Raw genomic sequence first — 15,613 nt, 5'->3', positions numbered from 1 at the left:
GAGCTTCATGGCGAGGGCGCGCTCGGCGGGCTCGGTGATGGCGAGATCGGCGGTGAGCGTGGCAGCTCCTTCGAGCTTTCTGAAGATGCTGCGGGTGCGGACGTAGGCGTTCAGCAGGTAGGGTGCGGTGTTGCCTTGCAGGCTCAGCATCTTGTCCCAACTGAACTTGTAGTCGGTGAGGCGGTTCTGGCTAAGTTCGGCATACTTCACGGAGCCGGTGCCGATGATGCGGGCGATCTCGTCCTTCTCGGAGTCGCTGAGGCCTTGCTCTTTTTCATCGGCAGCGGCACGGGCGCGCTCGATGGCTTCCTCAATGACCTCCAGCAGGCCGACGGTTTCGCCGCTGCGGGTTTTGAACATCTTGCCATCGGGCCCGAGGATGCTGCCAAAGGCGATGTGTGTCATCTCGGTGGTCACGCCGCGACGTTTCGCGGCGGCGAAGAGCTGCCTGAAATGAAGCTGCTGCGGCGCGCCGACGACATACCAGATTTGATCCGCGCTCCACTCCCGCACGCGGTAGTCGATCGTGGCGAGGTCGGTGGTGGCGTAGAGGAAGCCGCCATCGGTCTTGCGGATGATGCAGGGCGCGGCCTTCCACTCGTCTTTGTCGCGGATGAGGAAGGGATCTTCCTCGGGCTTCACACTGCCATCGGTCATCACCACGATGGCTCCATCGCTCTCCTGGGCGATGCCTTTGTCGAGCATGTCCTCCACGAGCGGCGCGAGGGCGTCGTTGTAGAAGCTTTCGCCGAGGTAGTGGTCAAACTTGATGTCGAGAGTGCCATAGACCTTCTCGAGCTGCTCTAGGGTGAGGCGGACGCATTCCTTCCAGATGGCGAGGTTGTCGGCATCGCCCTGCTGGAGTTTCACGAGTTCGCCTTTGCAGAGGGCGAGCACGGCTTCGTCAGCTTTGGCGGCGGCGTTGATGAGCTTATAAGTGCGCACCAGTTCGTGAATGGGGTCCTTTTTCAGCGCCTCATGGTCGAGCTGCGTCTTCCAGCCATGGATGATCATGCCGAACTGCGTGCCCCAGTCGCCGACGTGGTTGTCGGTGATGACGGTGTGCCCGATGAAGCGAGCTACACGGGCCAGCGAGTCGCCGATGAAGGTGCTGCGGATGTGGCCGACGTGCATCGGCTTGGCGATGTTTGGCGCGGAGAAATCGACGACGATGCGCTTTGCCTCTGCCACGCTCGGGACGCCGACTTTGTCATCCTGCGTGATGACGGTGAGCTTTTGCGCCAGGGCTCCGGCGGCGAGCGTGATGTTCAGGAAGCCTGGGCCGTCGATGGTGACTTTTTCGATCAGGTCATCCACGGCGAGCTTGTCCACGATCTGCTGTGCCAGCGCGCGCGGGTTCGTCTTGAGCTGCTTCGCGAGGGTCATCGCCGCATTGCTCTGGTAGTCACCAAAGCGTGTGTCCGAGGCGATGACGACAGCAGGCGTGAAGCCCTCTGGCAAAGCAATGCCAGCGGCGGAAAAGGCGGCTTGGAGACGATCAGTAAGGACGGCGCGAAACATGGGCGCGCATCTTGAATGACGAATGCGGAATGTCGAATGGAGACTAACCCGCTGCGCACTGATCCGCGCACTCCTCGGCAGGGTAAGTCCAGATCTCACTCAAAGTCGGGTGGTAATGCGGGATGAGCATGAAGTCCTGCACGCGGGAGCGGTAGTGCATGGCGATGACCACTTCGTGGATGAGCTCGGTGGCGTGGGGGCCGACGCAGGTGGCACCGAGGATTTCTCCGGTTTCACGGTGGGCGATCATTTTCACGAAGCCTTCTGTTTCACCCATGCACATGCTTTTGCCGTGGTCGTTGAAGGGATAGCTGGCGGTGACGTGGGGGATGCCACGCTGGGTGAGGTCGGCCTCACTGGCTCCGACGGCGGCGACTTGAGGATGGGAGAAGACGCCGAAGAGGAGCAGGCGATAGTCCATCTGCTCGCTGGCGGATTCGCCACGGAGGAGGCGGGCGGCATTGCGGGCGGCGATTTCTCCCTGCTGGATGGCGATGTGGACGACATCGAGCGGGCTGCACACATCGCCAGCAGCGAAGATGTGCGGCTGGCTGGTCTGCATGGTGGGCTGGACGGTAATCTTTTTCTCCGCCTGAGCGATGTCGGCAGCGTGCAAATCTAGCCCGGCGGTCGCTGGGCCGCGCCCCATGGCGACGAGGATCTGATCGACGGCGAGGCTGCGCTCCTGGCCGTCGTGGCTGTAGTCGAGCTGCTTGCGGCCATTCGCCGAGCTGACGCGGTGGATCTTGGTGCCGAGATGGCAGGTGATGCCGCGTTTTTCATAGGCCTCGACGATGACGCGGCTGCACTCGGAGTCGATGCCTGTGAGGAACTGGGCGCTGCGCTGGATGAGGGTGACTTTCCGGCCGATGCCTTCGAGGTAATGCGCCATTTCGAGGGCGATGGCTCCGCCGCCGAGCACGGCGAAGGTCTCGGGCAGCTCGGCAGCGTCGAGGATGTCATCGCTGGTCCAGCAGCCGGTTTCGGCGAGGCCGGGGATGGGTGGAATATTGGCGACGGAGCCGGTGGCGATGCAAAAGCTGCGCGCGGTGAGGGTGAAGCAGGCGCTGCCGTCACACGGGAGCACTTGAAGAGTGTGGGCGTCGATGAAGCTGGCGTGGGCGCGATGCAGGATGAAACGGCCATCTTCGAGCTGTCCCTGGCGGTAGCTGGCGAAGTCGGTGATGAGGGTGCGCTTGCGATCTCGGATGGCCGTCACGTCCACGCCCTGGGCTTGAGCTTTCAAGCCAAACTCGGCGGCGCGGCGGATGGTGAGATTGCGATCGGCGGACTCGATGAGTGTCTTGCTGGGCATGCAACCACGGAGGATGCAGAGGCCGCCGAGCTCGGGCGCTCCGTCGATGATGGCGACACGGAGGCCCTCAGAATGGGCGGTGCGGGCGGCGGCGTAACCGGCACTGCCGCCGCCGATGACGATGAAGTCAAAGTTAGGATTGCTCATGCCATCTTGAGCGTCTTCGCACCTTCGTCGATGAGCTGCCAGAATCCTTTGGACTGGCTGAGGGCTTCGTCTTCACCCCCGCCGGGAAGATTGCTACGGAAGAGGAAGTCGGCGAAGGTGCCTTTGTGAAGGACGCGATGGACGACGATGTGGCCGTCTTTGACAGAGAAGTAGATGCGATGGTCGCCCGCACGGCAGCGGTGGAATTTTTTGCCGCCGGAACGCTCAATGGCTCCGAAGCGCTTGCTGAGGATGGCGTCGTCGATGTCCGCTGGCTGGATGTTCAGGGCTTCCAGAAGCTGGAACTGAATTTGAGTCGGGAGGCGGGAGAGCTCAGCGGCGCTGATGTCGTTGAAGACGATTTGGAGCATTGACGGAGGGTAGCGACAGCGTGGGAGAACGCAAGCGCGGGGGAATTGGAGGCTAGGCGAGTGCCCCGGCCTTGGAATGGTCGAAATGATCAGCCGAAGTTGATGAAGTCGAGGTTCCGCGCGACCAAAGTGGAGTTACTGAAATCGGGCTGGAAGCGAAGAATGTTCGGGAAGACGGTGGTGATCTGGGAGTCGGTCAGGCCGAACCATTTGCCGATCATGGCTGCTTTTTGATCGACAGCGGTGGTGGGGATCCAGCGGCCTCGGTTGCCGGTGCAGTCGATGCCGCCATTGACGGTCAAATCGGGGAAACGTCCGTAGATGTTACCTCCCTTGACTGCACCACCAGCGACGATGCTGTGGCCACCCCAGGCGTGGTCGGAACCGCCGGTCTGGTCGCTCTTGTTCGGGGTGAAAGTGCGGTTGAAGTCGGAGGCGGTGAACATCATCACATTGTTCCACATGCCGATGGCTTTCATGGCATCGGAGAAGGCTTTGATGCTGCGGGAGAGGTTGTTAATGAGGTTGTACTGCCCCTGGTTCTGCCCGGTAGGGCTGGGGATTTGCGAGACGTGGGTGTCCCAGCCGCCGATCTGCACGAAGAAGATCTGGCGCTTGTTGCTCAGCACGCTGCGGCCTGCGATCAGACGTGCGACGACTTTGAGCTGGTTGCTGAGGTCCGTCTGGCCAAAGCCGCCGGGGAACCAGTTGGTCCAATGCGCGTCGAGCGTGGGATTGGGAGCGGCGGATTGGGCAAGTGCGTTGCCGACGAGGCCTTCAGTGTTGCGGGCGCTTTGCGGGACGCCGACGTAGGTTTCATCAAAGAGGCTTTCATGCGAGGCGGCGAGGATCTGCTCGAGCGCACGCAGGCGGTAGCCAGCGCTGGAGTTTTGGTAGTTGGTGCCGCTGAGCGGATCACCTGCGGTGAGGCCGCCAATGCCAGCCAGCGGGCTGTATTTATTGGCGGGCGTGGTTCCGCCGAGGTAATGCGGGTTGAGCGCAGTGTTGCGCAAAGCGGAGCCGTAGGCGGTGCTGGGTGTGCCGCCACTGAAGCCGGTGAGGGAGCTGACCGCTCCGCTGGTGTTCATGAAGTAAGGCTGCTCGGTGAGGCCGATCTGAAAGCTGTTCGTTCCGGCGATGCTGACGCTGACGCCGAGGTCGCCACTGTTCATGCCGGCGACGATTTCGGCGATGCGCCCGCCCCAGCCCTGCGAGAACGGTCTGTCTGGCAGGGATGACTGCCACTGCACCTGCTGGTCGGAGTGGGAGAAGAGCTGTGGGGGCTTCGTGCTTGCAGGGAGCGTGTTGAAGTTCGCACGCGTGATCTGCTGGGTGCCCACAAGGGTGCCGATGTTTGCAAAGAAGGCGAGATCCTTGCTGTCATTGAAGAGCGTCCTGAGCGGATAAGCACCAGGATGCAGCGCCAGATTTCCCTGCGTGTAGCCCGGACGTGAGGTGGGGTCAAACTGGCCTGCATTGAGCGGAGCTATGCGGGTGGTGACCTGCGAGGTGTCGTTGTTGGTGGTGCCGTTGAAATAGCCGTTGTTGGCGGCAGGTGAGAAATCAAACTGTGTGTCCGGTATGTTCAGCACACCGCGCCCCGCATTGTAGTCGGTACGTGCTGCCGAGCTGCCTGCGGGGATGAGGAAATTATTGGAATCTGCACCGCCGTTCAAGAACACGCAGACGAGGGCTTTGTAGTCTTCGCCGGCGCTTTGCGCCGCCGCCGAGCCGACGAGCTTGAACTGCGAAATCGTGTTCACGAGGCTGGTGAGGCCCATGGAGGCACAGCCGGTGCGGAGGAGGAAGTCGCGGCGATTGGGCTTGGAGCGGTCTTCGGTTTTGCGGAGGAAGATGTTCATGGCGGTGATGCGTGTGAAATTGGACTGGGTAGAACTATTTGGGCCGTTCCGACGGATCAGTGACTGATCAGCCCAGGCGCGCCGACGGTCATGAGATACCCACACCAGCGGACGCGGTCGCGGATGTCGGTATTGAAGGTGTCGGTGGGGGGGACTTTGGCGTTGTAAGTGCCTTCGGCGGTGTAGCGCTTGGTGGCGGGGAGGTCGGTGCCGCCGCTGTGGGCGTAGATGGCCTCAATGATGGCCTGGCGGGCATTGATGGGCGGCAGCGGGCTGGGTGGCGTGGTGTGCGGCTCGACGAGGACGGGGAATTTGGCCTTCATGCTGCCGCCGTTGAACCAGAGGTCCATTTGATCGACGACGGCCTTGCTGGCAGCCCAGTGGGCTTTTTGCAGCTTGATGTTATCGGCAGCGCTGGGCGTGGTGGGGAAGGGCGTGGGGATGGCGGCTGGGGCGTAAAGCGCTGCGAGCGTGCTGTAGAAGGTGCTGCGGTAGTGGAGGATGCTCTCGGTGTAGTCGATGACGATGTTGTCACGCTGATTACTGCCGCCCTGGTCGTTGACGAAGTACCCGTTGCTCTTGCCGATCTGCGGCGGCTGGATGAAGACCATCGGCGGATAAAGCGTGAGGGTGACATTCGTGCCCGTAGGCGGCTGGGTGTTGAGCTTGATCAGGATGGAATCGGGCGCGCCGCCTTCGGTGACGACGGTGTCGGTGCCGCCGACGTGTGTCACGTCCACACTGGCGACGTCGTTGTCCCAAACGGGCACGGTGAGTGTGGCGATGCTGGCGTTGTGGTAGAGCGGATCGGCGCTGGTGACGCTGTGGGTGATGAGGCCGTTGTGCGTGACGGCTTCGACATCGGCGTCGTTGACGGCGGTGATGGTGAGGGTCTTCGGTGCCCAATCGGCGGGCGTGAAGGTCAGGGTGCTGCTGGAAAGGCTGAGCTGCGCATTCGCGGTGGCGGTGATGACCACGTCAGAGGTCGGCGCATGGCTCAAACTGAGCGTGTAGGTATCCGTGACGCCGTTTTCGTTCGTGAGGGTGCTACCGCCGCTTTGGATGACGCTCACGCGGGAGCCGTCGTTGTCATAAACGGTGGAATTGACCGCCGTGACGGCCTTTCCATCGAAGAAGGTGTCCGCACTGGCCACGGTGGCCGTGACCGTGCCCCAGTGCAGGATGGCGGGTTCGATGACGGCGTCGTCGATGGCACGCACGGTGACGGTTTGGGCCACATTGAAGGTGCCGGAGCCGGTGGTGCCTGGAATGAAGGTGAGCGTGCTGGGGCTCACCGCTACCTGCGAGTCGCCAGTGAAGGTCACAGTGACGTTTGAGGTCGGCTGCTGGCTCAAGACGACGGTGAAGGTGTCCGTCGTGGTGCTTTCGGTGACGCTGGTGAAGCCGCTACTCTCAGTAATGCGCACGACGTTGGCGGCGGCGTTGTTGTCGTTGTCCGTGATGATGTGCGTGACGCTCGGCACAGTCAGCGCGGTGTATTCGGCGGCTGAGCTGGCATTCACGCTGACGGTGATCGGCGTGAGGTGGCGGAGCTCAGCGCTGGTATCATCGACGGGGAGTGTCCAAAGCGTCTGTGCGGTATTCCAATTCGCCGAGGTAAAGGTCAAGCTGGCCGTCGTGGCGGCTCCGACGGTGCTGGTGGTGCTCAGGCGGCTTTGCGAGCCACCATTGAAGTCGAGCACGACATTGGCCGTGGGCATCTGGGTGAGGACGACGGTGAAGCTGTCCGTCGTTCCGTTTCCTTCGGTCGTGGCGGTGGTGCCGCCGCCTTCCACGATGCTGACGCCGACGGAATCGTTGTCCGTGACCTGCACGAGCACCGGCGGGACGAAACTGCCATTGAAGTAGCTGTCCGTGCTGGCGACATTGAAGCCGATGACGCCGCTGTGGACGGTGCTTTCGACATCGGAGTCGTTCACGGCGGTGACGGTGACAGTTTGCGCGGCGGTGGCGGTGCTGCTGAAGGTCAACGTGGCCGGAGAGACGGTGATCTGGCCGTTTGGCACGAGGGTGACGGTCACGGTGGTGCCGGTGGCGGGATTGCGGCCGTTCATGCCGACAGTGAAGGTGTCGCCGACGTTTGGCGTGCCGCTATTGCCAGGGGAGCCGCCCTCTTTGACCTGGGTGAAGATATTCGTCTGTGTGACGGCCAGCGCTGGGTCATTGTCATCGACGGTGACGACGACGACGGGCGAATTGACCCTGTTGTAGGTCGGGTCGGTGCTGGTGATGTTGTGCGTGATGGTGGCGACGCCGCCATTCGGCTCGGCGGTGGCGTCATTCGTCGTGGTGACGGTCACCGTAATCGGCGTGTTCCAATTCGCGTCGGTGAAGGTGAACGGGCCGGCGGGCGAGACCTGGATGCCGGTGCTGCTGGGCGTCAGTGTGACGGTGCTGGTGCTGCCTGCATCCGGCCTGCGGCCAAGGGCGATGGTGTAGCTGTCCGTGGTGCCGTTTTCATTCACGACGGTGCTGCCGCCGCTTTCGGCGATCACGATGCGGGAGTCGTCGTTATCAATGACGGTGACGGGCAGCACGGGTGCGGTTGTGCCGTTGTAGTTCGTGCCACTGCTCTGCGACATGGCATTGATGACCACAGGCGGGATCTGCGGGGCGGTGATGGTGACGCTTGGTGCCGAGGTGTAGCCCAAACCGGGATGAGTGATGACGATGGAGTCGATTTTGCCATCCGATGTGAGTTTGGCGACGCCCGTAGCGGTGATGCGGGCGACTGGCGCGGCGATGGTGACAGTTGGCGCGGCGGTGTAGCCGGAACCTGCATTTGTGATCGTGATGGACTGCAACTGGCCGTTTGCATTCACCGTGGCCGCGCCGGTGGCGGTGGTGCCGGAGGTCGGAGCGCTGAAGGTCACCAAAGGAGCCGCAGTGTAGCCTGCGCCGATGTTGCTCAACGTGACAGAAGCCACGCCATCTCCCGAGAGGATGGCGGTGCCAGTGCCTGTGACAGCAGCAGCAGGAGCGCCAAAAGACACCCCAGGCACGCCGACGTAGCCGTGACCCGGATTCGTGATGGTGGTACCAGTGACCTTGAAGCTCGAGAAGGCCGCCGAGGCACTGGCGGGGAGGGGCGGAGCGTCGGAGGTGAAGCCCATCAGGATGCCTTCATTGAGGAAATCGTCATTCGCCGTGACGGTGACGGTTTGCGGACTGTTCCAAAGGATGCCGCTGCCGCCGGTGGGCACGAAAACGATGGTGGAAGGGCTGAAGCTGAGCTGTGGGGAGCTGAGCGTGACACTGACGGGCGCGTTCGGATTCGTGCGCAGGGCCACGGTGATGGTGTCGGTGAAGTCTCCTTCCATCACACGGGTTTCCGTGCCGCTGTGGCGAAGAATGATGCTGTCGTCATCATCCGCGATATGCGAGGTGACGAGCGGGATGGGCATGCCTGCGGTGTAGCCGCCCGCAGTGGCCACGGTGTGAACCACTCGGCCCCAGTGCGGGCCTTCGCCGGTGGCATCGTTGTTGCCACGCACGACGACGGTTTGGGGAACATTCCAGCCGCCGGTGCTGCCGGAGACGGCCTGATTCGTGGTGGGGGTGAAGACGCGGGTGTAGGTGGTGCCAAAGGTGGTGCTGGTGCCGGTTTGATTCACCTGCACGCCGTTTCCAGTGACAGTGACGGTGACATTCGCCGTAGGGGCGCTGGTGAGGGCGATGGTGTAGCTGTCCATGCCGGCGGATAGAGCGGGGGAAATGACACTGGCAGACGTTTCCGCCACATCGGTGAAGCTGTCGGTTTCGGCAATGACCACGCCGATGCCGCCGTCGTTGTCGTTCACATTGACGGGCACATCGGCGGTGACGAGGCCGTGATAGTTTGCCGAAGTGCTGCTGCTGGTCGTGATGATGATGCGATCATTGGCGGTGCCAATGTTTTCCACATCCGTATCCTCGACTGCCGCGACGGTGATGGGCTGGTTCACGCTCCAATTGGCATCCGTGAAAGTCAGCGTTGCCGGAGAGACGCTGGCCTCGCCATTCGCAGTGGCAAAAGACACCTCCACGCTCGCTCCCGGCGGCAACGGCGAGGATAGGCGGATATTGATTACATCCGTGACGCCACCTTCATGCACCCAGGTGCCGGAGCTGCTCTCGGAGACGACGAGCTGATCATTCTTCGGCTCGTTTTCGACAAAGCTAACCGGTGTGGGAGCCACGGCGATACCACCGTATCCCGGCGCGGTGGCTGTGACGGCATAACGCACGCCACTATAAGCCATCTGGCTGATATGCTGGTTGTTCACGCCCACCATCGTGACGGTGATGCCGGTGTTCCAGTTGGTACTGTCCAGCAAGATCGTCGCAGGCCAACCGAGGAGCGTGGAGCCACCGTTGGTGGAGAAGCGCACCGCCGGCGTGGCGCTGCCATTGCGGAAAATGAAGTCCGCTCCACTGACTCCCGGCGCAGTGCTCATCGGCCCGAGTGTCATCCAGGTGTAGTTGTAGAGGTGATTGATCTTGGATACCTCGGCAGCCTCGGTGGCAGTCTGCATTTCTGGAGCAAAAAGGCCTGCCTGCGAAAGCTTGCCCGGCACGGTGAAGTCAGGGTAGAACCAGTTGAAGACTGAAGGCGCATCAAGCGGCGACTGACCTAGATTCGTACGCAACGATTCGATACGGAAGCGGAACGGTCCGTCAGGCCATGCGGCGGGTTTAGCCGGTGGGGAGAGATTGTAGGAGCCAAATTTCGCGAGTTCCGTGGCGGGATACTTCGCCATCGGCGCGTCGGTTTCAGAAAAGCCGGTCTCCATCGTGGTAAGCAGGCTCACCGGAGCCCCCGAGTAGGCTTTAAACTGGCGCAAGATGTGCGCGAAGTGGATCATCGGCTCCTTGATCTTGCCGTGGGAGATGGCGGTGTCCGCGAGCTGGAGGCTGCGGGCCTCGTAATCGAGCAGGATGGCCTTTGCCACTGCACCGAGGTTGCCGTTGCTGTCACGGTAAGCTTTCTGCACGCGGTAGATGTAGCCAGCGGAGGGGTTTGAGGTGACGAGGCGCTGGATGAGCCAGCGGGAGATATTGATCGGCGTGTTTGTGTGACCGGGACGTGAAGGAGAAACCTCGTCGTAGGCCGGATAAGTCGAGTCGCTGCTGCGACCGGCGAGCATGTCGTGGGCTTTGATGACTTCCTCCATGGCCTTCGTATGCGTGACGGCATCGCTCATCGCAGTGATGTTCGTGAGCGGCAGCGGAAGTTCCCCGTGCTTGCCTGCAAAGAGCGTCTTCGCATTGAAGTCATGGAAAGTTGTGGTCGTCGTGATGACAGGTGCAGTCAGACGTCCGATGGCGACCATGGGTGTCGTCCAGGGTGCCTGCCAGTACCAGTGACCGTCCTGTCTGCCGAACCAGATGTTGTTCCCGCTGCCATTGGGATAAGTCGTGGGAGAGATGCGCTGGTCTGTGGTGGTGACACCGCCATAGCCGACATTGATACCTGCCCGGACCGTTCCGTGGCGTGCACCGTGCGAGAAGCCGGTGAAGACTCGCGCCATCTCGGAGATGTCGTTGTTATCATAAGTTGCGATGGGCAGGCCCTCGCTGCTCAGAATGAGGCTTCCATCGGGGTGCCGAAGCACCAGACCGATGGAGAAGAGCTGCATGATTTCACGCGCGTAGTTTTCATCCGGGCTGATGATGATGCCGCCGCCCGCGTCATAAGTGGCGCGATTGGCGATGCTGGTGAGGTAGATGCCCATCATTGGGTTCAGCGTCACCTTTTCCAGCAGGTCGCGGTATTTGCCGAAAGCCCCTTGGGCAAGCATGTCCCACCAGTTCGCCGCGCCGTAGTGCCACTGGAGCACGCCAGCGTCGCGCTCGGAAATCACGCAAATTTCGCTCAGTGCCTGGGCCATTCGCTGGCGCAACTGATCCTGGCTCTGGAGTACTATGGTCCACCATTCACGGCGGCGGTTGGGGGAATTTTGCGGGTAGTTGCCGCCGGGATCGTTTGTGTTCGGGCTGCCGCTGTTGGCCACGGGCATTCCATTCACATAGGTGACTCCAACGGTGCCACCCGCCTGGAGCGGGTCGTTGTTGTAATTGATTGGTTTGTTCCCGCGCAAGGCGAATTCCTCCATGTCCGCAGCCACCACGAGTTGTTGGTAATTGATCGAAGGCGTAAGCGCGGGATTCATCTGCCGGTCCATCCACGCAGAGAGGCCGTCGATGTAGGTGCCGCCACCAGCGATGGCCGCATCACACTCGGCGCGGATCTCGGTATAAAGCGCCGTCGTGCCACCCATCGTGGCCTGGTTCATGAAGCGCCAGATTTCCCGCTCCAACGCGTCGCCGGAGGGTGGCTGCCACCCTGCACCGATGACGGGAGCTTTAAGGTCATCGTTATTCGGGTCAAACGAGGTCGAGCCGACCGCCTTGTTGAAGTAGCCAAAGATTTCTTTGTTGGAAAAATTGGCGCTGCTAATCGCGCAGCCAAGACTGCCGCCAACCAAGGCATCGAGAAAACCCTGGTCAGACGACATGAAGCCCGGCTTGTAAACGACGTTGTAGTTGAAACCAGATACCTGACCATTCGGCAGGGCGGGCGCGAGGTCCTGGTCCGGGCCATAACGGATGTAGGCCGTGTTTTGCTCGGAACTGAGGTTGTTAAAGACGACGGAGATCGAGGCGCTCGTGTTGTCTCCATTGAGGAGAGCGGTGGCGTAACCTGATGCGGTGGAGACGATGCCTTCTTCACGCCCGAGGAAAGCGACGTAGAGCTTGCGATTGGCGGCGTTGTTCGGGTCAGCGTCTTTCAGGCTGATGGTGGCAGATGGGACGGCGATGCCTGCGGGAGCTCCGGGTAGGGCGATGCTGACTTTGAGCATCTCGGGCACTTCTTCCACAGCGTCAGGAGCAGCAGCGACTCGGGCCACGGTGTATGGGACAGTGGTGCCTTCGTTTGCGGGAAGGGTGACGCTATTGGTAGCAGAGCCAGCAAGGTTTTTGAAAATGTAGTCCCCCGCACTGGCGTTGCTTTTGGTGACATCAGAAGTTCCTGGCAAGCCAGCCAGTTCGACGGTGAGTGGCATGGTGCCGTAGGTACGGCGAAGTTGGATGGTGGCGTGGGTGCCCTCTTTTTCATAAGCCTCGGCGACGCCTGGGCTGGCCGTGAGACTGAGGAGTGACTTCATGGTTTCGAGGTCACTCGCAGCACCACCAGAGGCATTCGAGGCGACATCGGTCCCGAGCTTGGCCTCCGCCCAGTCGGAGACGCCGTCATTGTCGGCATCGTGATCTTTTGATTCGATGCGGTAGAATCGATACTCTGTGGCCGGAGGTTTGGGGAAGACCAGACTGTCGGGGCCATCCGCGATGGCGATTTTGCTGATGCCTGCAGATTCGCTCCACTGGCTGCCAGGTTCGCCTGGGGGCGGACCACCAGGGCTGCTGGACTGCCAAAGCTGGTATTCCTTTCCCTTCTTGGCCTCGAAATTCATGATGATATTCGTTCCACCGATGATCATGTTTCCGACTTTAAGACAGTCATTTGCCTTACGCGGATCACTGCCAGCGATGCACTCGACAAGATTGGGGCAGCCATCAAAGTCTTCATCTCCGTCTGGCAAGAGACCCCAACCACCGTACACAGCCTGCCAGAGATCGTCGAGACCATCTGCGGGGGTCTGACCAGGACCGCTCGAATAGTCATCCACGATGGCCTGGGCGCTGGACGTGAACAGCAAAAGCAGAAGTGCTGAAGCGGAAGAAAGAAGTGTGCGTAGGATCGAGTGCATGGTCTCAGATGCAGTAGCAAATGGGTTGGAAAAATAATCCGGCGTGCTGCGAATATTGGCACGAAAATAGCGGATTTTGTTATTCGAAGTCAATTCTGCAATGCCCTGACGCAGAAATTATTACGGCATCTCGCCCGAGGCGGGCGGAGTAGCTCCAAAGCCTCCTGGGCTGGGATTTACGATCACATCGTCGGGAGTGAAGAGTTGTTTATCAGGCCCGGCGGATCGAATTTCCATGGAGTTCCCCGAATTTGGGTGAAACCACAGGGGCTCTCCCCAGCGGTCCACCAGTTTTCCATTCTTCACCGCACGGTGATTTTGGGGGAACACGCGACCTTTTTGACCCGGATACTGGGTGCCGGAGATAGCGGCAGTGATGTCAGCGTTGTCGCCGATTGGCTGCCCACCAGTGGCACGAGCATATGTTTCCAGAAATTCAGCAACGACCTCCAGATCCCTCTGAGGGCCATGCTCGTCGGAGTGGAGACTGTCCGCCTTGGCCTGAAGTTCGAAATCGACTCCCCCAGAGGAATACTTGGGACTGACGACCGGGCCACTAGGCCCCGGTGCGGGGAGAACAGGCTCGGCAGGCTGGGGAGAAGGGCTTTTATTTTTCCTTGATATCGCCTCGACGAGTTCCGGCGAACTAAGTGCAGAAAACATCCATGCCACAACGACCGCGAGGACGATCAGAAGCAGGGTCAGAACGTAGGGACCAGGGCGTTTTGGAAGCACAGCCAGGATAGATTTCAAATTTCATAAGCCAGACCTCAACAGAGAAGTCTGGCATTCATGAAACACGCGGAGACAGACCTCCCAAAGTTGAAACCTTGAACTTAAGATCAAACGGTGAAGTCGATGAAGTCGAGATTCTTGTTGATGAGGGTGCCGTTGGTCAGGTCTGCCTGGAAGCGGGTGAAGTTTGGCAGCACGGTCTGAATCTGACCGTCTGAGCAACCGAACCACTTCGAGATGCTGGCAAAGACCTGATCGGTGGAGGTGCTGGGGATCCAGCGCCCACGGTTGCCAGTGCAGTCGATGCCGCCATTGACGGTGAGAGTGGGGAACTTGCCACAGATCTGGCCGCCTTTGACCGCTCCACCTGCAACGAACATGTGACCACCCCAGGCGTGGTCGGAGCCAGCGCTGTTGTCGCTCTTGTTTGGTGTCAGGGTGCGGTTGAAGTCGGAGGCGCTGAAAAGCATGACTTTGTCCCACATGCCGATGCCTACCATGGCGTCGCGGAAGGCGCGGATGGCGCGGCTCATCTGATTCACGAGACCGTAGTGACCTGCGGTGGTCTGCCCTGGAATCTGGGTGGTGTGGGTGTCCCAGCCACCGAGCTGGACAAAGAAAATCTGACGTGTGTTGCTCAACTGGCTACGCCCAGCGATGAGACGTGCGACGACTTTCATCTGGTTGGCGATGTCTGGGATGCGGGGATTGAAGAGGCCGTTCTGGAACCAGTTGTTCCAATGCACATCGAGCGAGCTGGTGCCGTCAGGGTTCGCGGTTTGTGCCAGGGCGTTGCCGACGAGACCTTCGGTGATGCGAGCACTTTCAGGAGCGGTGTTGTAGCCTTCGTCAAAGAGGCTGGCGTGTTGCATGGCCATGATTTGCTCGATGGCTCGCAGCCTCCAACCGGCGGCGTTGTGCTGGTAGTTCGTGCCGGAGAGCGGATCGCCACCAGTGCGGAGAGCTGCTAATGGATCGTATTTGTTGGAGGGGACAGAAACGGCGTTGTTATAGTGAGGCTGGAGGGCCGTGTTCCGCAGGCTGCTGCCATACGGATGCGCGGTCGTGTTGAAACCGGAGAGCGCGGAGACGCTGCCGGAGCTGTTCATGAAATAGGCGGGCTGGTCGTAGGCGACCTGGAAGCTATTCACCCCAGCGATGGAGACCGACATGCTGAGATCACCAGCATTGAGACCTTGCAGGAGGTCGGCGATCTTGCCGCCCCAGCCGCGTGAGAAGGGCACGTCTGGCAGGGATGACTGCCACTGCACCTGCTGATCAGAGTGGGAGAAAAGCTGCGGCGGCTTGGCGGCGGCAGGCAGGGTGTTGAAGTTCGCGCGGGTGACGGCCTGTGTGCCGACAAGTGTGCCGACATTGGCGATGAAGCTGAGATCGCCGTCGGCGAACATGGTCTTCAGCGGATAAGCCCCGGGATGGAGAGCCATGTTGTTGCCGGTATAGCCTATGCTCGGATCATAGGCACCGTCATTGAGTGTGTCGATGCGCGTACTCACCGCAGCGGTGCTGTTGGCTGTGCCATTCCAGTAGCCGTTGGCGGCATTGGCGGGCGTGAAGTCAAAGCTGGCATCCGGGATGGACAGCACCGTGGCACCACGGCCCGACTCATAGGCGGTGCGGGCAGTACTGGCTCCTGCTGGAATGAGCAGGTTGTTGGAGTCATTCCCACCATTGAGGAAGAAGCAGACGAGCGCTTTGTAGTCCCCAGCTCCCGATGCCGCTGCTGAGCCGATCAGCTTGAGCTGGGCGAGACTGTTCACGATGGAGGTCAGTCCGAGCGATGCGGCACTGCTTTGGAGCAGGAAATCGCGACGGTTCGGTTTGCTGCGATCTTCTTGTTTGCGAATGAAAATGTTCATGAGGGATGTTCTC

At 60.7% G+C, this 15,613-nt stretch carries 7 protein-coding genes; all 7 read right to left on the bottom strand.

The features are described 5' to 3' along the window. On the bottom strand, nucleotides 1-1,521 hold a 1,521-nt coding region (gene argS / locus AC6FTP_RS14045; protein ID WP_497207544.1), incomplete at its 3' end, for an arginine--tRNA ligase. Between the two features lie 43 nt (nucleotides 1,522-1,564). Beyond that, nucleotides 1,565-2,983 carry a dihydrolipoyl dehydrogenase family protein gene (locus AC6FTP_RS14040; protein ID WP_497207543.1) on the bottom strand — a complete coding sequence of 473 codons (1,419 nt, stop codon included), beginning with the start codon at nucleotides 2,981-2,983 and terminating at the stop codon, nucleotides 1,565-1,567. Further along, on the bottom strand, nucleotides 2,980-3,354 hold the full coding sequence (locus tag AC6FTP_RS14035) for a type II toxin-antitoxin system RelE family toxin (RefSeq protein ID WP_497207542.1): 375 nt from the start codon (nucleotides 3,352-3,354) through the stop codon (nucleotides 2,980-2,982). Before AC6FTP_RS14035 ends, AC6FTP_RS14040 begins: the two co-directional genes overlap by 4 nt. Before the next feature lie 89 nt (nucleotides 3,355-3,443). Further along, nucleotides 3,444-5,216 carry a DUF1501 domain-containing protein gene (locus AC6FTP_RS14030; RefSeq protein ID WP_497207541.1) on the bottom strand — a complete coding sequence of 591 codons (1,773 nt, stop codon included), beginning with the start codon at nucleotides 5,214-5,216 and terminating at the stop codon, nucleotides 3,444-3,446. A 56-nt stretch (nucleotides 5,217-5,272) separates the two neighbouring features. Beyond that, entirely contained in the window at nucleotides 5,273-12,988 is a 7,716-nt protein-coding gene (locus AC6FTP_RS14025; protein ID WP_497207540.1) for a DUF1800 family protein, read from the bottom strand. Between the two features lie 120 nt (nucleotides 12,989-13,108). Next, the gene (locus AC6FTP_RS14020) at nucleotides 13,109-13,741 is read right to left on the bottom strand and encodes a hypothetical protein (RefSeq protein ID WP_497207539.1); all 633 of its coding nucleotides are present in this window, start codon (nucleotides 13,739-13,741) and stop codon (nucleotides 13,109-13,111) included. Between the two features lie 89 nt (nucleotides 13,742-13,830). Then, nucleotides 13,831-15,600, bottom strand: coding sequence for a DUF1501 domain-containing protein (locus AC6FTP_RS14015; protein ID WP_497207538.1), 1,770 nt, complete (start codon nucleotides 15,598-15,600; stop codon nucleotides 13,831-13,833). Between the last annotated feature and the right edge of the window lie 13 nt (nucleotides 15,601-15,613).

Origin of the sequence: Prosthecobacter sp. (assembly GCF_044378005.1) — a bacterium.
Classification (GTDB): Bacteria; Verrucomicrobiota; Verrucomicrobiia; order Verrucomicrobiales; family Verrucomicrobiaceae; genus Prosthecobacter.
Note: the sequence above shows the minus strand (reverse complement) of the source record. Positions and strands in the feature narration are given on the sequence as shown.

Excerpts from the sequence above, each read along its gene's own strand:
- AC6FTP_RS14025 (WP_497207540.1), bottom strand. The coding sequence starts at position 12,988 with ATGCACTCGATCCTACGCACACTTCTTTCTTCCGCTTCAGCACTTCTG.
- AC6FTP_RS14030 (WP_497207541.1), bottom strand. The coding sequence starts at position 5,216 with ATGAACATCTTCCTCCGCAAAACCGAAGACCGCTCCAAGCCCAATCGC.
- AC6FTP_RS14040 (WP_497207543.1), bottom strand. The coding sequence starts at position 2,983 with ATGAGCAATCCTAACTTTGACTTCATCGTCATCGGCGGCGGCAGTGCC.
- AC6FTP_RS14035 (WP_497207542.1), bottom strand. The coding sequence starts at position 3,354 with ATGCTCCAAATCGTCTTCAACGACATCAGCGCCGCTGAGCTCTCCCGC.
- AC6FTP_RS14015 (WP_497207538.1), bottom strand. The coding sequence starts at position 15,600 with ATGAACATTTTCATTCGCAAACAAGAAGATCGCAGCAAACCGAACCGT.